Annotated in this window: 30 protein-coding genes and 4 pseudogenes; 12 read left to right on the top strand and 22 right to left on the bottom strand. The window is 21.4% G+C overall.

Translation table 4 applies throughout. The features are described from left to right. Positions 1–87: 87 nt before the first annotated feature. The 6 genes and pseudogenes from ABWV63_RS11015 to ABWV63_RS10990 form a co-directional block, all read right to left on the bottom strand. The gene (locus tag ABWV63_RS11015; RefSeq protein WP_353307291.1) at positions 88–576 is read right to left on the bottom strand and encodes an IS630 family transposase; all 489 of its coding nucleotides are present in this window, start codon (positions 574–576) and stop codon (positions 88–90) included. A 17-nt stretch (positions 577–593) separates the two neighbouring features. Beyond that, positions 594–950, bottom strand: a complete 357-nt coding sequence (locus tag ABWV63_RS11010; RefSeq protein WP_353307352.1) for an IS630 transposase-related protein — start codon at positions 948–950, stop codon at positions 594–596. Positions 951–1,073: 123 nt separating this feature from the next. Then, on the bottom strand, positions 1,074–1,613 hold the full coding sequence (locus ABWV63_RS11005; RefSeq protein WP_353307290.1) for a transposase: 540 nt from the start codon (positions 1,611–1,613) through the stop codon (positions 1,074–1,076). A 122-nt stretch (positions 1,614–1,735) separates the two neighbouring features. After that, entirely contained in the window at positions 1,736–2,017 is a 282-nt protein-coding gene (locus tag ABWV63_RS11000) for a ParA family protein (protein WP_353307351.1), read from the bottom strand. 13 nt (positions 2,018–2,030) lie between these two features. After that, positions 2,031–2,375: pseudogene (locus ABWV63_RS10995) on the bottom strand (AAA family ATPase). Beyond that, positions 2,368–2,628: a hypothetical protein gene (locus tag ABWV63_RS10990; protein ID WP_353307289.1), complete on the bottom strand. Its 261-nt coding sequence runs from the start codon at positions 2,626–2,628 to the stop codon at positions 2,368–2,370. Before ABWV63_RS10990 ends, ABWV63_RS10995 begins: the two are co-directional and overlap by 8 nt. Positions 2,629–2,898: 270 nt before the next feature. On the opposite strand from ABWV63_RS10990, the gene ABWV63_RS10985 reads away from it, so the two are divergent. Both ABWV63_RS10985 and ABWV63_RS10980 read left to right on the top strand, forming a co-directional pair. Beyond that, on the top strand, positions 2,899–3,150 hold the full coding sequence (locus ABWV63_RS10985) for an IS630 transposase-related protein (RefSeq protein ID WP_353307288.1): 252 nt from the start codon (positions 2,899–2,901) through the stop codon (positions 3,148–3,150). Between the two features lie 57 nt (positions 3,151–3,207). After that, positions 3,208–3,336: a hypothetical protein gene (locus ABWV63_RS10980; RefSeq protein ID WP_353307287.1), complete on the top strand. Its 129-nt coding sequence runs from the start codon at positions 3,208–3,210 to the stop codon at positions 3,334–3,336. Between the two features lie 278 nt (positions 3,337–3,614). Here ABWV63_RS10980 and ABWV63_RS10975 read toward each other — a convergent pair whose 3' ends face one another. From ABWV63_RS10975 to ABWV63_RS10945, 7 genes and pseudogenes are all read right to left on the bottom strand, one after another. After that, positions 3,615–3,932, bottom strand: coding sequence for a transposase family protein (locus ABWV63_RS10975; RefSeq protein WP_353307286.1), 318 nt, complete (start codon positions 3,930–3,932; stop codon positions 3,615–3,617). 19 nt (positions 3,933–3,951) lie between these two features. Beyond that, the gene (locus tag ABWV63_RS10970; protein ID WP_353305932.1) at positions 3,952–4,167 is read right to left on the bottom strand and encodes a hypothetical protein; all 216 of its coding nucleotides are present in this window, start codon (positions 4,165–4,167) and stop codon (positions 3,952–3,954) included. A gap of 286 nt (positions 4,168–4,453) precedes the next feature. Beyond that, positions 4,454–4,582: a hypothetical protein gene (locus ABWV63_RS10965; protein ID WP_353307082.1), complete on the bottom strand. Its 129-nt coding sequence runs from the start codon at positions 4,580–4,582 to the stop codon at positions 4,454–4,456. A gap of 335 nt (positions 4,583–4,917) precedes the next feature. After that, positions 4,918–5,400 (bottom strand): transposase family protein, encoded by a 483-nt coding sequence (locus ABWV63_RS10960; protein ID WP_353307350.1) that lies wholly within the window; start codon positions 5,398–5,400, stop codon positions 4,918–4,920. 20 nt (positions 5,401–5,420) lie between these two features. Continuing rightward, positions 5,421–5,777, bottom strand: a complete 357-nt coding sequence (locus ABWV63_RS10955) for a transposase family protein (protein ID WP_353307285.1) — start codon at positions 5,775–5,777, stop codon at positions 5,421–5,423. Positions 5,778–5,863: 86 nt separating this feature from the next. Next, positions 5,864–6,049: pseudogene (locus ABWV63_RS10950) on the bottom strand (transposase); the annotation flags it as partial. 12 nt (positions 6,050–6,061) lie between these two features. Then, positions 6,062–6,226 carry a transposase gene (locus ABWV63_RS10945; RefSeq protein ID WP_353307284.1) on the bottom strand — a complete coding sequence of 55 codons (165 nt, stop codon included), beginning with the start codon at positions 6,224–6,226 and terminating at the stop codon, positions 6,062–6,064. A 91-nt stretch (positions 6,227–6,317) separates the two neighbouring features. Between ABWV63_RS10945 and ABWV63_RS10940 the strand changes: the two genes are divergently transcribed. Both ABWV63_RS10940 and ABWV63_RS10935 read left to right on the top strand, forming a co-directional pair. Beyond that, positions 6,318–6,581 carry a hypothetical protein gene (locus ABWV63_RS10940; RefSeq protein ID WP_353307283.1) on the top strand — a complete coding sequence of 88 codons (264 nt, stop codon included), beginning with the start codon at positions 6,318–6,320 and terminating at the stop codon, positions 6,579–6,581. Beyond that, a complete protein-coding gene (locus ABWV63_RS10935; RefSeq protein WP_353307282.1) occupies positions 6,524–6,664 on the top strand; it encodes a hypothetical protein in 141 nt (46 codons plus the stop codon). Before ABWV63_RS10940 ends, ABWV63_RS10935 begins: the two co-directional genes overlap by 58 nt. Positions 6,665–7,351: 687 nt before the next feature. On the opposite strand, the gene ABWV63_RS10930 is transcribed toward ABWV63_RS10935, so the two are convergent. Further along, complete coding sequence (locus ABWV63_RS10930) at positions 7,352–7,789, bottom strand: IS630 transposase-related protein (protein ID WP_353307281.1); 438 nt, start codon at positions 7,787–7,789, stop codon at positions 7,352–7,354. Between the two features lie 575 nt (positions 7,790–8,364). Here ABWV63_RS10930 and ABWV63_RS10925 point away from each other — a divergent pair. From ABWV63_RS10925 to ABWV63_RS10890, 8 genes are all read left to right on the top strand, one after another. Next, a complete protein-coding gene (locus ABWV63_RS10925) occupies positions 8,365–8,814 on the top strand; it encodes an AAA family ATPase (RefSeq protein ID WP_353307349.1) in 450 nt (149 codons plus the stop codon). Between the two features lie 110 nt (positions 8,815–8,924). Then, positions 8,925–9,155, top strand: a complete 231-nt coding sequence (locus ABWV63_RS10920) for a hypothetical protein (RefSeq protein ID WP_353307280.1) — start codon at positions 8,925–8,927, stop codon at positions 9,153–9,155. Between the two features lie 104 nt (positions 9,156–9,259). Then, entirely contained in the window at positions 9,260–9,661 is a 402-nt protein-coding gene (locus ABWV63_RS10915) for an AAA family ATPase (RefSeq protein WP_353307348.1), read from the top strand. Positions 9,662–9,793: 132 nt separating this feature from the next. Further along, positions 9,794–10,045, top strand: a complete 252-nt coding sequence (locus tag ABWV63_RS10910; RefSeq protein ID WP_353307279.1) for a hypothetical protein — start codon at positions 9,794–9,796, stop codon at positions 10,043–10,045. A gap of 64 nt (positions 10,046–10,109) precedes the next feature. Next, entirely contained in the window at positions 10,110–10,697 is a 588-nt protein-coding gene (locus ABWV63_RS10905; RefSeq protein WP_353307347.1) for an AAA family ATPase, read from the top strand. Further along, a complete protein-coding gene (locus tag ABWV63_RS10900; RefSeq protein ID WP_353307279.1) occupies positions 10,685–10,936 on the top strand; it encodes a hypothetical protein in 252 nt (83 codons plus the stop codon). Before ABWV63_RS10905 ends, ABWV63_RS10900 begins: the two co-directional genes overlap by 13 nt. Positions 10,937–11,044: 108 nt before the next feature. Continuing rightward, a complete protein-coding gene (locus ABWV63_RS10895; RefSeq protein ID WP_353307278.1) occupies positions 11,045–11,830 on the top strand; it encodes a ParA family protein in 786 nt (261 codons plus the stop codon). Positions 11,831–11,935: 105 nt separating this feature from the next. Then, positions 11,936–12,235, top strand: coding sequence for a hypothetical protein (locus ABWV63_RS10890; protein WP_353307277.1), 300 nt, complete (start codon positions 11,936–11,938; stop codon positions 12,233–12,235). A 115-nt stretch (positions 12,236–12,350) separates the two neighbouring features. On the opposite strand, the pseudogene ABWV63_RS10885 reads toward ABWV63_RS10890, so the two are convergent. From ABWV63_RS10885 to ABWV63_RS10850, 8 genes and pseudogenes are all read right to left on the bottom strand, one after another. Next, positions 12,351–13,571 (bottom strand): annotated as a pseudogene (locus tag ABWV63_RS10885) (IS256 family transposase). A gap of 157 nt (positions 13,572–13,728) precedes the next feature. Beyond that, positions 13,729–14,052: a hypothetical protein gene (locus ABWV63_RS10880; RefSeq protein ID WP_353307276.1), complete on the bottom strand. Its 324-nt coding sequence runs from the start codon at positions 14,050–14,052 to the stop codon at positions 13,729–13,731. A gap of 111 nt (positions 14,053–14,163) precedes the next feature. Further along, positions 14,164–14,544, bottom strand: coding sequence for a hypothetical protein (locus ABWV63_RS10875; RefSeq protein WP_353307275.1), 381 nt, complete (start codon positions 14,542–14,544; stop codon positions 14,164–14,166). 121 nt (positions 14,545–14,665) lie between these two features. Then, complete coding sequence (locus ABWV63_RS10870) at positions 14,666–14,953, bottom strand: hypothetical protein (RefSeq protein ID WP_353307274.1); 288 nt, start codon at positions 14,951–14,953, stop codon at positions 14,666–14,668. A 608-nt stretch (positions 14,954–15,561) separates the two neighbouring features. Then, positions 15,562–15,999 (bottom strand): transposase family protein, encoded by a 438-nt coding sequence (locus ABWV63_RS10865; RefSeq protein ID WP_353307273.1) that lies wholly within the window; start codon positions 15,997–15,999, stop codon positions 15,562–15,564. Positions 16,000–16,081: 82 nt separating this feature from the next. Then, positions 16,082–16,627: a hypothetical protein gene (locus ABWV63_RS10860; RefSeq protein WP_353307272.1), complete on the bottom strand. Its 546-nt coding sequence runs from the start codon at positions 16,625–16,627 to the stop codon at positions 16,082–16,084. Continuing rightward, entirely contained in the window at positions 16,620–16,901 is a 282-nt protein-coding gene (locus ABWV63_RS10855) for a hypothetical protein (protein WP_353307271.1), read from the bottom strand. Before ABWV63_RS10855 ends, ABWV63_RS10860 begins: the two co-directional genes overlap by 8 nt. Positions 16,902–17,443: 542 nt before the next feature. Beyond that, positions 17,444–18,572 (bottom strand): annotated as a pseudogene (locus ABWV63_RS10850) (IS3 family transposase). Positions 18,573–18,717 lie beyond the last annotated feature (145 nt).

The raw sequence follows: 18,717 nt of genomic DNA, 5'->3' as shown, positions 1-18,717 counted from the left end.
GTCAATATTATTGACTATCTCAAATACTACTTAAATCATTTTCAGTTTTAATAAATGTATCAGAACGCTTAATATTGGTATTTATAGCTAACTAAAGTAATGTTTACTCATATCTTGAAAAACAAAATCAATAGCTTTTTTAATATTTGGTCAATAATTTGGTAATATTTTTCTTATATTATGTTTTATAACAAATCAAAAATGTTCAATTGGATTTAAATTAGGAGAATATGGTGGAAGAAATAATATTTTGCATCAAACATTTTCAATTAATTGTTGTGTTAATTTAGATTTATGAAAAGTTGCATTATCTAAAACTATAATTTGTCCACGCTTTAATACTGGAATTAGTATATTTTTTACATATGATTCAAAAATTTTACTGTTGCAATGTCCTTCAAATGCTCATAGGGCTTTTAATTTACCTTTATTTAGCGAACCAATTATAATCATTCTTTTTATTTTATATGCGGGTTTATTATCAAATAATCTTTTACCTTTTTCAGATCAACCATATTTATAAAATTCATTATCATCAATTCCAGATTCATCAATATATACTAAATCTTCATTCATTATTTTAGCTATTTCTTTTAAAAAATCTGCTTGTTTATTTTTATCTCTTTGTTCATATAGAAAATTTTTTTATATGTATAATTTAGTTTTTTGAAATAGTTATAAACTGTTTCTTTAGTCATATCGCCAAATTTTTCAATTACTTTTTGAACTGTAACATCTTTATTTTGCGCTAAATAATTTTTTAATTCATCTAAATCCTTTATTTTGTGGCTATGTCCTTTTTGATAATTCAAAATTGGTTTTATATGCCCAGTTTCTTTTTTTCTTTTTCTTCATAAGAATAAAGTCTTTCTAGTAGTATTGAACACTTTACAAATTTCTTTAATTTTCATGTTTTTACTTTCATAGGCTTCTATTACTTTTCTTCGTAAGTCTTCACTGTATGGTTTTGGCGTAATTTAATCTTCCTAATCTATTTTAAATATTGCTGAATTGTACTTTTAAATTCAAAAACTGTTTAAATTACATATTATTATTTTACATTATTTATATAGCTAACTAAAGTAATGTTTACTCATATCTTGAAAAACAAAATCAATCGCTTTTTTAATATTTGGTCAATAATTTGGTAATATTTTTCTTATATTATGTTTTATAGCAAATCAAAAATGTTCAATTGGATTTAAATTAGGAGAATATGGTGGAAGAAATAATAGTTTGCATCCAGCATTTTCAATTAATTGTTGTGTTAATTTAGATTTATGAAACGTTGCATTATCTAAAACTATAATTTGTCCAAGCTTTAATACTGTAATTAGTATATTTTTTACATATGATTCAAAAATTTTACTGTTGCAATGCCCTTCAAATGCTCATAGGGCTTTTAATTTACCTTTTTCAGATCAACCATATTTATAAAATTCATTATCATCAATTCCAGATTCATCAATATATACTAAATCTTCATTCATTATTTTAGCTATTTCTTTTAAAAAATCTTCTTGTTTATTTTTATCTCTTTGTTCATATAAAAAAGTTTTTTTATATGTATAATTTAGTTTTTTGAAATAGTTATAAACTGTTTCTTTAGTCATATCACCAAATTTTTCAATCACTTTTTGAACTGTAACATCTTTATTTTGCGCTAAATAATTTTTTAATTAATCTAAATCCTTTATTTTGTGTCTATGTCCTTTTTGATAATTCAAAATTGGTTTTATATGCCCAGTTTCTTTTTTTCTTTTAGTCAATCTAATATATTAGATGTATTTTCATTATCCTTTATATTATTAAAAACTAATTTAATTACAGGCATATCTCTTTTATCAATATTAGTAATATAATTCAAAGTATTTTGTAAATCAACTATGCCTTTATAACTACCTATAACACTATTTATTGGAATTAATATTAAATCACTAATTAATAAATAATTTAAACTTAATTCATCTACTGTTGGTGGATAATCAATTAACACATAATCATAATTATCAAAAATATTTTTATTAATTTTATATATTAAGTCTCCAAATTAAATATTTTTCTTTTTCTTCATATAAATCTTTTATTAAAAAAATTGATTTTCTAACATTTTCACTAGAAGGAATAATATCTATATTTTTATACTTAGATTTTTGAATAATTTTATCAACACTTATATCTTCAACAGAAGCAATTATTTTTGCCATTGTCTTTTTAATGTCTGTATTATCTTGTTGTAATTCTAATGTTATAGTACCTTGAATATCTAAATCAATAACCAAAACTTTTTTATTTTATAAAGCTAATTTATAAGCAATGTTTTTACAAAGGGTAGTTTTATCAACCCCACCTTTTTTGTTACAAAAACTAATCATTTTCATTTTTTTTGTTCCCTTTCCCATAACGTTCTCTAAGAATTTCATTCATTAGAGTTGTATATAGTCACTTTTTTTCTTTAGCTTCTTTTCTAAAAGTTTCAACAAGTTCTTTTTCACAATACATATTAGGTATCATATCTGTTGTAAATCTTTTATCTTTTGCTTTTGAATTTTCTTTTGAAAAAGCTGCAGTATTTTCTACACGTTCCAATATTTTATTTTTTATAACATTTTTGGTTTCAATTGGCATTCTTTTCACTCTTTTATATATTGATTATATATTATTTTATATATTTTATTCGTAAAATATATTTTACAATAATAAATATAACTTTATATTATATTTGTAAAATATGTAAAATTAATAAAATATATTAAAAATTATTCTGTGATTAAAATATAGCTAACTAAAGTAATGTTTACTCATAAATAATGTAAAATAATAATATGTAATTTAAACAGTTTTTGAATTTAAAAGTACAATTCAGCAATATTTAAAATAGATTAGGAAGATTAAATTATGCCAAAACCATACAGTAAAGACTTACGAATAAAAGTAATAGAAGCCTATCAAAGTAAAAACATGAAAATTAAAGAAATTTGTAAAGTGTTCAATATTACTAGAAAGACTTTATTCTTATGAAGAAAAAGAAAAAAAGAAACTGGGCATATAAAACCAATTTTGAATTATCAAAAAAGACATAGCCACAAAATAAAGGATTTAGATGAATTAAAGGTAATGTTTAGTAATCTGTGTAACTTACAAAAATAACTATGTTTAATTAATTCTAGTAAATAAAATTCAATAAATAGAAAGAGTGAGTTACTTATGTCTAAAAAACAAAATATTAATAATAATGATCAAATATCAAAAGCAGTAGATTTATTACTAGAAAATACTGAAGATTTAACAACAGTTTTTAAAGAGGGAGGTTTATATAAAAGACATATTCCGTAAATAAATTTAATCAATTGTCAATAATAATATTTATAAATTTTTTAGTGTTAATAATTATAGAAGTTAATATTTTTAAAAAAATACTTTAAAAATAAATTTATATTTCAAACACAAAAATTGTTAATATTATTTTTATATTAACTTGATAAAAATTTAAATTTTTAAAAAAATATTTTTAATATTTTTTTATTTTAATGGTTTTGTTTTATTAAAAATTTCACAAAGTAAGTTAAATCTTAAGTACATAAGTCTAAATATACTTTTTCTACATTTATTTATTAAAATTTTGAATCTTTTAATCAAGCAAAAACATGTTCAAATTTAATTCTAATTTTTGAAATAATTTTATTGTAGATTTTTTCTTGTTTAGTTAATTTTTTATTTTTAGTTTTTTTAATTGGTAATATAGTATTTTTATAAATATTTTGTATTCCTTGATATCCCAAATCACGAATAATTATTGTTTTTTCTGAAAATTCAAGATTTGAATTTTTTAATATTTGAAAATCATGTACTTTTCCATTATCAGCAAAAATATCAACAATTTTTTTATTAAAAAGTCATATATAATTTGAAATTTTATAGAAAACATTCAACTTTTACCAGAAAAATATTCTAACTGTAGTTTTTTTTAGTTGGTCTTTCAATTTCAATTTCAGTTGAATCAATTAAATAAAATTGAAATTCATTTAAATCTTCTTGTTTTTTCTCAATTTTTGATTTATATTTTGTTTTTAAAAACTGATAATCTTTGTCATCACTAAGTTTATTTTCTACTCAAGTAATATTTCGAAAACAACTTGATGCACTCATTTTATATTTAATACTCATTTGGAAAAAGTATAATATTCTTTTCAGTATACTAAAGTCATCATCAATCTTTCTTCAACTGAAAGTTTATATTTTCTACCTTTAGTTTTTTTAAATTTTCTATTTCAATTAATTTTGTTAACATTTCATCAAAATGAAAACGTTTTATACCAAAATATCTATAAAATTGTTCATTTTTTAATTTTTTAAATTTTCAAAATTCATTTTTATCAACACCTTATTAATTTATTAATAAAGAAATTATAAAATAAATTTTAAATTATTAATTGACTTTTAAAAAATTTATTTACGGAATATGTCTTTTATATAAACCTCCCTCTTTAAAAACTGTTGTTAAATCTTCAGTATTTTCTAATAATAAATCTACTGCTTTTGATATTGGAGCATTATTATTAATATTTTGTTTTTTAGACATACGTAACTCACTCTTTCTAGTTATTTAATTTTATTTACTAGAATTAATTAAACATAGTTATTTTTGTAAGTTACACAGATTACTAAACATTACCAATATTTTTCTTATATTATGGTTTATAGCAAATCAAAAATAGACATATTCCGTAAATAAATTTAATCAATTGTCAATAATAATATTTATAAATTTTTTAGTGTTAATAATTATAGAAGTTAATATTTTTAAAAAAATACTTTAAAAATAAATTTATATTTCAAACACAAAAATTGTTAATATTATTTTTATATTAACTTGATAAAAATTTAAATTTTTAAAAAAATATTTTTAATATTTTTTTATTTTAATAGTTTTGTTTTATTAAAAATTTCACAAAGTAAGTTAAATCTTAAGTACATAAGTCTAAATATACTTTTTCTACATTTATTTATTAAAATTTTGAATCTTTTTAATCAAGCAAAAACATGTTCAACTTTAATTCTAATTTTTGAAATAATTTTATTGTAGATTTTTTCTTGTTTAGTTAATTTTTTATTTTTAGTTTTTTTAATTGGTAATATAGTATTTTTATAAATATTTTGTATTCCTTGATATCCCAAATCACCAATAATTATTGTTTTTTCTGAAAATTCAAGATTTGAATTTTTTAATATTTGAAAATCATGTACTTTTCCATTATCAGCAAAAATATCAACAATTTTTTTATTAAAAAAGTCATATATAATTTGAAATTTTATAGAAAACATTCAACTTTTACCAGAAAAATATTCTAACTGTATTTTTTTAGTTGGTCTTTCAATTTCAATTTCAGTTGAATCAATTAAATAAAATTGAAATTCATTTAAATCTTCTTGTTTTTCTCAATTTTTGATTTATATTTTGTTTTTAAAAACTGATACTCTTTGTCATCACTAAGTTTATTTTCTACTCAAGTAATATTTCGAAAACAACTTGATGCACTCATTTTATATTTAATACTCATTTGGAAAAAAGTATAATATTCTTTTCAGTATACTAAAGTCATCATCAATCTTTCTTCAACTGAAAGTTTATATTTTCTACCTTTAGTTTTTTTTAAATTTTCTATTTCAATTAATTTTGTTAACATTTCATCAAAATGAAAACGTTTTATAACAAAATATCTATAAAATTGTTCATTTTTTAATTTTTTTAAATTTTCAAAATTAATTTTTATCAACACCTTATTTTTTTATTAATAAAGAAATTATAAAATAAATTTTAAATTATTAATTGACTTTTAAAAAATTTATTTACGGAATATGTCTAATGTTCAATTGGATTTAAATTAGGAGAATATGGTGGAAGAAATAATAGTTTGCATCCAGCATTTTCAATTAATTGTTGTGTTAATTTAGATTTATGAAACTTTGCATTATCTAAAAATATAATTTGTCCATGCTTTAATACTGGAATTAGTATATTTTTTACATATGATTCAAAAATTTTACTGTTGCAATGTCCTTAAAATGCTCATAGGGCTTTTAATTTACCTTTATTTAGCGAACCAATTATACTCATTCTTTTTATTTTATATGCGGATTTATTATCAAATAATCTTTTACCTTTTTCGGATCAACCATATTTATAAAATTCATTATCATCAATTCCAGATTCATCAATAGACATATTCCGTAAATAAATTTTTTAAAAGTCAATTAATAATTTAAAATTTATTTTATAATTTCTTTATTAATAAATTAATAAGGTGTTGATAAAAATGAATTTTGAAAATTTAAAAAAATTAAAAAATGAACAATTTTGTAGATATTTTGGTATAAAACGTTTTCATTTTGATGAAATGTTAACAAAATTAATTGAAATAGAAAATTTAAAAAAAACTAAAGTTAGAAAATATAAACTTTCAGTTGAAGAAAGCTTGATGATGACTTTAGTATACTGAAAAGAATATTATACTTTTTCCAAATGAGTATTAAATATAAAATGAGTGCATCAAGTTGTTTTCGAAATATTACTTGAGTAGAAAATAAACTTAGTGATGACAAAGATTATCAGTTTTTAAAACAAAATATAAATCAAAAATTGAGAAAAAACAAGAAGATTTAAATGAATTTCAATTTTATTTAATTGATTCAACTGAAATTGAAATTGAAAGACCAACTAAAAAAACTACAGTTAGAATATTTTTCTGGTAAAAGTTGAATGTTTTCTATAAAATTTCAAATTATATATGACTTTTTTAATAAAAAATTGTTGATATTTTTGCTGATAATGGAAAAGTACATGATTTTCAAATATTAAAAAATTCAAATCTTGAATTTTCAGAAAAAACAATAATTATTGGTGATTTGGGATATCAAGGAATACAAAATATTTATAAAAATACTATATTACCAATTAAAAAACTAAAAATAAAAATTAACTAAACAAGAAAAAATCTACAATAAAATTATTTCAAAAATTAGAATTAAAGTTGAACATGTTTTTGCTTGATTAAAAAGATTCAAAATTTTAATAAATAAATGTAGAAAAAGTATATTTAGACTTATGTACTTAAGATTTAACTTACTTTGTGAAATTTTTAATAAAACAAAACCATTAAAATAAAAAAATATTTTTAATATTTTTTTAAAAATTTAAATTTTTATCAAGTTAATATAAAAATAATATTAACAATTTTTGTGTTTGAAATATAAATTTATTTTTAAAGTATTTTTTTAAAAATATTAACTTCTATAATTATTAACACTAAAAAATTTATAAATATTATTATTGACAATTGATTAAATTTATTTACGGAATATGTCTAATATATACTAAATCTTCATTCATTATTTTAGTTATTTCTTTTAAAAAATCTTCTTGTTTATTTTTATCTCTTTGTTCATATAGAAAAGTTTTTTTATATGTATAATTTTGTTTTTTGAAATAGTTATAAACTGTTTCTTTAGTCATATCATCAAATTTTTCAATTACTTTTTGAACTGTAACATCTTTATTTTGCGCTAAATAATTTTTTAATTCATCTAAATCCTTTATTTTGTGGCTATGTCCTTTTTGATAATTCAAAATTGGTTTTATATGCCCAGTTTCTTTTTTTCTTTTTCTTCATAAGAATAAAGTCTTTCTAGTAATATTGAACACTTTACAAATTTCTTTAATTTTCATGTTTTTACTTTCATAGGCTTCTATTACTTTTCTTCGTAAGTCTTCACTGTATGGTTTTGACATAATTTAATCTTCCTAATCTATTTTAAATATTGCTGAATTGCGCTTTTAAATTCAAAAACTGTTTAAATTACATATTATTATTTTACATTATTTATGAGTAAACATTACTTTAGTTAGCTATAAATCAATATGTTATGTTTTATAATTATGAAAGAATACATTCTAAATTTCTAAAACCACCAATTTTACAAATAAAAATTTAGAATTCTATACCAAAATGGTCCAGTAATTAGGGCAAACCACCGTTGAAGAGTATATTGCTCATCCAAATAACTTAAAAGTTGGACAAGCATATGTAAAAATATTATTACCTAGTTAAAATCAATATGTAAATAAAATTGAAATTCAAAACTACATTGATGAATAGAAAATTATTCAAAAATAAAACATCGCTAAAAACAGCAAATATGAGCCAAATAAAGGTATTTATGAATGATTTATAATCATATGATACAAAAAAATATTAATTAATTTATGTTTACTTTTTGTAAACATAATATCAATAATGTTGTATATTTTGATAAATTATTAATAATTATGTATACTAAATGTATACATTTTAAAAAAGGAGGTTTATAGATGAAAAAATTGATTTTGCAAATTCCAAGGGTGGAGTTGGAAAAACAACATTAACAGTTGGTGTAGCACGCACGTTAGCAGAATTGGGGAAAAGATTATTATTATTAGATATTGACCCACAGGGTAATTTAAGTTCTGTGTTTCTTAACAAAGACTTTTTAACAAAAGACTTTTTAACTTATTGATTTAATTCAGAAATTACTGAAAATCAACTAAAAACTACAATAGAAAAATCAAATTATAAAAATATTAATATAGTGCCTTGTTATACAAAATTAATGACACAAACTATTAAATCATTAACAAATGATGTTGCAAGTGATTTTGTGCTTAAAAACAATATTAAAAAAATCGAAAAACATTTGAACACTAATTATGACTATGTTTTTTTTGATATTAATCCAACAACAACAACAATTATTACTACTAATGTTTTTTATCTGTAGATGAAATTATAGTAACCGTATCACCCCATAAATTTAGTTTCAATGGTATAGAAAGATTTTTTAGTGATTATAACTGATATTTGGATAAATGGAAAAAAATAGGTCTAACAATGAATAATAATATGAATGCAATTGTTTTAAATAATGTTCGTAAAAATAAAACAAATGCTGTTCTGGTAGAAAAATTAGAAAATTCTAATTTAAGAAATATAATACTAAAAACTAAAATTCCCTCATCTATTACTTTAGAAAAACATACTATGCTTTCAAGTCCAACTATTGCCGATAAAAGTCCGTTTTGAATTCTTACAAAAGAATTAATACAAAAAAATATTAATTAATTTATGTTTACAAAAAGTAAACATAATATCAATAATGTTGTATATTTTGATACATTATTAATAATTATGTATACTAAATGTATACTTTTTAAAAAAGGAGGTTTATAGATGAAAAAATTGATTTTGCAAATTCCAAGGGTGGAGTTGGAAAAACAACATTAACAGTTGGTGTAGCACGCACGTTAGCAGAATTGGGGAAAAGAGTATTATTATTAGATATTGACCCACAGGGTAATTTAAGTTCTGTGTTTCTTAACAAAGACTTTTTAACAAAAGACTTTTTATCTTATTGATTTAATTCAGAAATTACTGAAAATCAACTAAAAACTACAATAGAAAAATCAAATTATAAAAATATTGATATAGTACCTTGTTATACAAAATTAATGACACAAACTATTAAATCATTAACAAATGATGTTGCAAGTGATTTTGTGCTTAAAAACAATATTAAAAAAATCGAAAAACATTTGAACACTAATTATGACTATGTTTTTTGATATTAATCCAACAACAACAATTATTACTACTAATGTTTTTTTATCTGTAGATGAAATTATAGTAACCGTATCACCCCATAAATTTAGTTTCAATGGTATAGAAAGATTTTTTAGTGATTATAACTGATATTTGGATAAATGGAAAAAATAGGTCTAACAATGAATAATAATATGAATGCAATTGTTTTAAATAATGTTCGTAAAAATAAAACACATGCTGTTCTGGTAGAAAAATTAGAAAATTCTAATTTAAGAAATATAATACTAAAAACTAAAATTCCCTCATCTATTACTTTAGAAAAACATACTATGCTTTCAAGTCCAACTATTGCCGATAAAAGTCCGTTTTGAATTCTTACAAAAGAATTAATACAAAAAAATATTAATTAATTTATGTTTACAAAAAGTAAACATAATATCAATAATGTTGTATATTTTGATAAATTATTAATAATTATGTATACTAAATGTATACTTTTTAAAAAAGGAGGTTTATAGATGAAAAAATTGATTTTGCAAATTCCAAGGGTGGAGTTGGAAAAAAACATTAACAGTTGGTGTAGCACGCACGTTAGCAGAATTGGGGAAAAGATGATTATTATTAGATATTGACCCACAGGGTAATTTAAGTTCTGTGTTTCTTAACAAAGACTTTTTAACAAAAGACTTTTTATCTTATTGATTTAATTCAGAAATTACTGAAAATCAACTAAAAACTACAATAGAAAAATCAAATTATAAAAATATTGATATAGTGCCTTGTTATACAAAATTAATGACACAAACTATTAAATCATTAACAAATGATGTTGCAAGTGATTTTGTGCTTAAAAACAATATTAAAAAAATCGAAAAACATTTGAACACTAATTATGACTATGTTTTTTTTGATATTAATCCAACAACAACAATTATTACTACTAATGTTTTTTTATCTGTAGATGAAATTATAGTAACCGTATCACCCCATAAATTTAGTTTCAATGGTATAGAAAGATTTTTTAGTGATTATAACTGATATTTGGATAAATGGAAAAAATAGGTCTAACAATGAATAATAATATGAATGCAATTGTTTTAAATAATGTTCGTAAAAATAAAACACATGCTGTTCTGGTAGAAAAATTAGAAAATTCTAATTTAAGAAATATAATACTAAAAACTAAAATTCCCTCATCTATTACTTTAGAAAAACATACTATGCTTTCAAGTCCAACTATTGCCGATAAAAGTCCGTTTTGAATTCTTACAAAAGAATTAATACAAAAAAATATTAATTAATTTATGTTTACAAAAAGTAAACATAATATCAATAATGTTGTATATTTTGATAAATTATTAATAATTATGTATACTAAATGTATACATTTTAAAAAAGGAGGTTTATAGATGAAAAAAATTACTTTTGCAAATTCCAAGGGTGGAGTTGGAAAAACAACATTAACAGTTGGTGTAGCACGCACGTTAGCAGAATTGGGGAAAAGAGTATTATTATTAGATATTGACCCACAGGGTAATTTAAGTTCTGTGTTTCTTAACAAAGACTTTTTAACAAAAGACTTTTTATCTTATTGATTTAATTCAGAAATTACTGAAAATCAACTAAAAACTACAATAGAAAAATCAAATTATAAAAATATTGATATAGTACCTTGTTATACAAAATTAATGACACAAACTATTAAATCATTAACAAATGATGTTGCAAGTGATTTTGTGCTTAAAAACAATATTAAAAAAATCGAAAAACATTTGAACACTAATTATGACTATGTTTTTTTTGATATTAATCCAACAACAACAATTATTACTACTAATGTTTTTTTATCTGTAGATGAAATTATAGTAACCGTATCACCCCATAAATTTAGTTTCAATGGTATAGAAAGATTTTTTAGTGATTATAACTGATATTTGGATAAATGGAAAAAAATAGGTCTAACAATGAATAATAATATGAATGCAATTGTTTTAAATAATGTTCGTAAAAATAAAACACATGCTGTTCTGGTAGAAAAATTAGAAAATTCTAATTTAAGAAATATAATACTAAAAACTAAAATTCCCTCATCTATTACTTTAGAAAAACATACTATGCTTTCAAGTCCAACTATTACCGATAAAAGTCCGTTTTGACTTCTTACAAAAGAATTAATACAAAAAAATATTTTTTAATTTATGTTTACAAAAAGTAAATATAATATCAATAATGTTGTATATTTTGATAAATTTTTAATAATTATGTATACTAAATGTATACATTTTAAAAAGGGGGATACAATGGCTAAAAAAATAAATAATGATTTTTTAGACAATATTACTTTTGATGAAAATATCTCAAATTCATTAAAAATAAATAAAGAGAGCAAAGATGAAACAAAAATTTTTGAAAAATTTTTAAGTCAAAAACTTGTTAAAGAAAAAGAGAAAAGATTGACAATTCATTTATCTAGTTATCAGTCTATAGAAAATATGCTTGCTGAAATGCAAAAACAAGGATTAAAAGTAACAAGAAGTACTATCTACAGAAATGCTGTAATGGAAATTTATAAAAATTGAAATAAAGAAAAAAGAAGATAAAATTCAAAAACAAGCATATGAAGAACTTATTGCAGAAATATTATAAAACCATTGTTATATAACAATGGTTTTATAAGAGGCTTTTTAAAAATCTGTGTATCTTTTTACAAAGTTACTAGTTTAGATTAATTCTATCTTCAAATTTTATCATAAAATAAGCAATTGCTGTATTTCAATTTTGAAGAGGCATTGTTCATTTTTTTGTTATATTTTCAATTGCTAAGTAAAATATTTTAAAAACTGCCATATCATTGGGAAAAACTTTTTTATTTCTAATAACTTTTCGTAATTAACTATTAACAGATTCAATAGCATTTGTTGTATAAATCACTCTTTTGATTTCTGCAGGATAACTAATAAAAACCATTAAATTATCTCAATTTTTATATCATGATTTAGCAATTTGAGGATATTGTTTATTTCATTTACTTTCAAAAGATTCTAAAGCTTGCATTGCTTGTTCTTCACTACATGCACTATAAATTGGTTTTAAATCCGTAACTAGTGATTTTCTATGTTTGTATGAAACATATTTTAAACTATTTCTAATTTGATGAACTATGCATAATTGATGTTCGGTTTTAGGATAAACTGATTGTATTGCTTCTGACATTCCTGTTAAATTGTCACTACAAGCAATAAGAAAATCATTTAAGCCTCAATTTTTCATTTCTGTGAAATTAGATAATAAAAACTTAGAACCTTCATTTTCACTAATTCATAAACCTAAAACATCTTTTTTACCTTCTAAATCAAATCCTAGTGCTATATAAACTGATTTTTTAATAATGCGTTTATCTTGTCGTACTTTAACTACTATACAACCAAAATAAACAATCGTATAAACAATTTCTAATGGCCGATTTTGTCATGCTTTAACATCATCAATAACATCATCAGTAATTTGACCAATAACACTTTCACTAATATCAGTACCATGATATAACTATTGTAACTGCATTCTAATATCTGATAAAGTCATGCCTTTGGCATATAATGAAAGAACTTGTTGATCAAAACCATCAAATCTTCTTTGTCTTTTTGCAACTATTACTGGTCCAAAATTACTATTACGATCTCCTGGTACATTAATCTCAATTTTACCTTGTTGAGTTATTAATTTTTTTGAACTTATACCATTACGAGCATTATCACTATTATTATGTTTATTTTTTTCATATCCTAAATAATTTTGCATTTCAGAATTCAACATTTTTTCAACTAATCTTTTTGTTAATTCTTTATATAAATCTCCCTCTTTAAAAACTTTTGTTAAATCTTCAGTATTTTCTAGTAATAAATCTACTGCTTTTGATATTGGATCATTATTATTAATATTTTTTTAGACATACGTAACTCACTCTTTCTAGTTATTTAATTTTATTTACTAGAATTAATTAAACATAGTTATTTTTGTAAGTTACACAGATTACTAAACATTACCAAAAAAGCTACTAATTTAGTAGCTTTTTTTATCTATAATTTTAATTTTATTATAAACTTGTTATATTACTTTTAACAAAATTTGTATTATTAATTATTGGTAAATTTTGTTCATTATTTATTAATTTTGAGAAATCATCATTTCATTCATTTATATCTTTTATTTCTCTTTTTGTTCTTGCGTTGTTATCGTCATTATATAATCTAATACCTTTGCCAACCCCCATTCACATACCCCCATCATTAACAAAAAGTCATGCATTATTCTTTGCAAATTTTGTTTTGTGAATTTGTAGTTTTCGATCATTAATATTTTTATAAAATTTAAACTTAAAATTTTGCCAACTATAAAAATTTCTTTCTGTAATATCCATAATTTTACAATGAAATTAACTCTTAATATTACCTTTAATACAATTTGTTATTTTTTCAGAATAAAATTTTTCATCGCCTCTACTTGCTTTTGTATAAATATTATCAAAATTTTAATATAAAATTTCTATTTTTTTATAATCAAAAGGATTAACTTCTTTTAAGTTAATATAAAAATCTTTTGATTCTTGATTTTTGTTATTAATATAGTCTCCAAATGTTAATCATGATGTTGCAGTTCCAATAGTTGCTCCTATTACGCCGGATCCTGCTGCTCCTATTACTGTCCCAGCTCCTGGTACGGCTGAACCAACTATTGCTCCAGCCACAACTCCAACTCCACTACCCATTCCTGCGGCTTCTATTATTCTAACTATAGGAATTGATATTTTCCCATCACCAGTATATGTTTTTGAAAACTCTCTATCATTTTTACTATTATCATAATATATTTTTAATTCTTTATTTAAATCATAACTTTCCATATTTTCCAATTTTTCAGAACCTCAACCTACCAGATTTAAGTGATAAATTTCACAATTATCATTGGTTAAATAAGCACTACCATTTCCATCTAAAATAATATCTTTTATTGAAAAATCTAAATTATCAAATCTATGAACTTGTCCGTCTGGATAAATTATATAAAAACCATTTTCAGTTCCAACATAAATAGTTCCTTCTTTTAAATTTCCTCCTTTTGTATTTTCATCTAAAATCTTTATTGCAGTTATTTTTCCTTAAATTTCCTCCTTTTGTATTTTCATCTAAAATCTTTATTGCAGTTATTTTTCCTTGAATTTTATCAATTTGTGGTTTTAAATCACAAAATTTTTCATGTCAAAATTTATTTGTTATATCTCTTTTTCTTCTACGACAATTTGGGTTTCTTTCATTAGACATATTCCGTAAATAAATTTAATCAATTGTCAATAATAATATTTATAAATTTTTTAGTGTTAATAATTATAGAAGCTAATATTTTTAAAAAAATACTTTAAAAATAAATTTATATTTCAAACACAAAAATTGTTAATATTATTTTTATATTAACTTGATAAAAATTTAAATTTTTAAAAAAATATTTTTAATATTTTTTTATTTTAATGGTTTTGTTTTATTAAAAATTTCACAAAGTAAGTTAAATCTTAAGTACATAAGTCTAAATATACTTTTTCTACATTTATTTATTAAAATTTTGAATCTTTTTAATCAAGCAAAAACATGTTCAACTTTAATTCTAATTTTTGAAATAATTTTATTGTAGATTTTTTATTGTTTAGTTAATTTTTTATTTTTAGTTTTTTTAATTGGTAATATAGTATTTTTATAAATATTTTGTATTCCTTGATATCCCAAATCACCAATAATTATTGTTTTTTCTGAAAATTCAAGATTTGAATTTTTTAATATTTGAAAATCATGTACTTTTCCATTATCAGCAAAAATATCAACATTTTTTTATTAAAAAGTCATATATAATTTGAAATTTTATAGAAAACATTCAACTTTTACCAGAAAAATATTCTAACTGTAGTTTTTTTAGTTGGTCTTTCAATTTCAATTTCAGTTGAATCAATTAAATAAAATTGAAATTCATTTAAATCTTCTTGTTTTTTCTCAATTTTTGATTTATATTTTGTTTTTAAAAACTGATAATCTTTGTCATCACTAAGTTTATTTTCTACTCAAGTAATATTTTGAAAACAACTTGATGCACTCATTTTATATTTAATACTCATTTGGAAAAAAGTATAATATTCTTTTCAGTATACTAAAGTCATCATCAACCTTTCTTCAACTGAAAGTTTATATTTTCTACCTTTAGTTTTTTTTAAATTTTCTATTTCAATTAATTTTGTTAACATTTCATCAAAACGAAAACGTTTTATACCAAAATATCTATAAAATTGTTCATTTTTTAATTTTTTTAAATTTTCAAAATTCATTTTTATCAACACCTTATTAATTTATTAATAAAGAAATTATAAAATAAATTTTAAATTATTAATTGACTTTTAAAAAATTTATTTACGGAATATGTCTATGATTTATTAATCGAAAATTAATATAGCCAAGTAAAATTTGAATTGTTGGGGAATTTAATTCTCTTGTAAGATCTGCCATTGAAAAACCATTTCAATTTGGATTATTAACAGCTTGTATTAGTGATTCTTGAAGTACTTCATTTCTTGATCTTTCCCTTCAACTAACTAAAATTCTATAAATTTCATTTTCTTGATTACGTTCTAAATTAATATTTTCATTTCTTCTAATTAAATGTGTTACAATACGAGCATAAATATCTGGAAATCTCATTGCTTCTTCAGTTATAAAAATAACTTGCCCTAAAGATCTAGCTAAATTTCCTAAAGGTAATTCTGTTTGAACATCAATATCGTTAGTTAATCTGAAAAAATAATCAAAAATACTTTCTCAATTAATATTGTTATTTTGTTTTGGAATCATATCTCTATAATCTGGACTAATTCCAGTTAACTGTCTAGTTTGCATTACTTGAATTTGTGTTAAAAGAGGAACTGTATTATCTCTAACAGTAGCAGGTTGTCTATCCATATTGATAACTCTGTCCGTCTTGTTCTCATCTAATTTCAACTGGAATTTGAAAATAACCATAATTTCTAGTATTTAAAGTAAAAATTCGACTATTTTCTCCTCAATTCCTGTTTTCACTATCATCATAAACTATTCTTATTATATCAACATTTCTATTAGTTAATGATTTAAGAATTGATTGAATACTATTTCTATATTGTTGTGTATCATTTTTACTAATAATTAATTTTTCAGTTAATTGAAAAATTTGTTTGCTTGGTATTGGATGTGGCATAACTTGTTTTTTAATTCTACTGCTTTTTTTATGACGATGTTTATGTGTGCTTGTTTCTAATTCTGTTTGATAAATTGGTTTAATATTTTGATTTGTTTCATTTAAACTATATGGTTGATAATTATTACTTGATTTTGTAAAATTAATTTCTTTATTTATTGATTCTAAACTGGTATTGTTACTAACTCAATCTTTAATCTTTTTATTATCAATTGACTTAGCATTAATACCTTGAGTTTTATCATTAAATAATGGCGCAGATAATAGTCATAATTTTATTCTTTCTTTCTTTAAAAAACATAAAAAATCATTTACTTTAAAAATAAAGCAATGAGTTAAAAACTTATATTAAGTTTATTATTTTATTTTACACCATTATTTTTTTTATACTTGTTTAAACTTTTTTATAATATTATTTAATTTCTTTTATTTTATTTTTAAATTGTTTTTTATGAAAATAACACATATTAAAAAATTGTTCTGTACTACTTTCTATATCTAAATTTTTTAAAGTAACTAATACTTGGAATGGCAACCTTTTTTTAGGACTGTTTTTTGGTAGACATTTGTGCTTGGTGTTTTATGGGGGTTAAGTAGTTTAGAGTGCTGTGGATTCTTATGTTGTTGTATCAATTGATATAATCAAATAATTATAATTTTAATTGGATTAATGATGTAAAATTTTTATCATTAATAAATTCTGTTTTGAAAGTTTTGAAAGTTGCTTCAGCAACAGCGTTATCATAAGGACAACCTTTTTTTTGCTTAAAGAGCGGGTAATATTGAAGGCTAATAAAAGTTTATCAATAGTTTTATTATTAAATTCATTACCGCGCTCGCTATGAAATATTTGAATATTTTTTAAACAACGATTTGAGCACATAAATGTTTGATATACTAATGATGCATCTTTTTTAGTACCTACACTATGTCCAATAATTTCGCGATTGTACAGGTCGATTAATAAGCAAATATAGTTTCGTTTATCATTAACTTGAACATAAGTTAAATCACTAACAATAACTTCGTTTTTAAGCCTATTATTAAAGTCTCTATTAACAAGATTAGTAATTTGACTATCATTGACTTTATTATGATAATTTTTGTATGATAATTTAGTGTATTTTGATATTAAATTATGTTTATTCATAATTTTTTTAATTTTTCGTCTTGATAAATTAATTTTCTTTTCTTTTAGAACAACTTTTAATCTTCTTGTTCCATAAGTTTCTTTATTTTCTTTAAAAGCACTAATAACAGCTTCATCATACATATTATTTTGAATTTTATCTTCTTTTTTCTTGAAATTAAAATAATATGTTGATTTAGAGATTTTTAAAAAACGACACATTGTACGAATTTTATATTTAACTTTATTTTTAGTAATAATTTCTATTTTCTGCCTATTATTAGTGCCGCTTGCTTTAAAATATCATTTTCCATTCGCAACTGTTTTAATTATTTTCTTAATTTAATTAATTCATTTTCTTCGATAGAAAGGTTATCTTTGGTTTTAAAACTGCCTGAATTAGTAAATTGCTTAATTCAATTATAAGTAGCTGCTCTTGTAACATTGTACTCTTTAGCAAGACAAGACACTGACTTACCACTTTGATATAAAGTTACTATTTGTTTTTTAAATTCATCTGAATATGAGTTAATATTGGCCATAATTATAATTCCTTTCTTTCAACTAATTTGTTCACTTGTCTACGTAATTAGTGTCCAATAAAGTGTAACCCATCCAATTTGAAGAAGATGTCTGAAATTATATTCAAACTAAAACAAAAGAAACTGGAATGAGTAACTCAGAAAT

The sequence above is a fragment of the Spiroplasma ixodetis genome (assembly GCF_040369795.1).
Taxonomy (GTDB): domain Bacteria; phylum Bacillota_I; class Bacilli_A; order Mycoplasmatales; family VBWQ01; genus Spiroplasma_E; species Spiroplasma_E ixodetis_B.
This window is presented reverse-complemented; position numbering and strand designations above follow the sequence as displayed.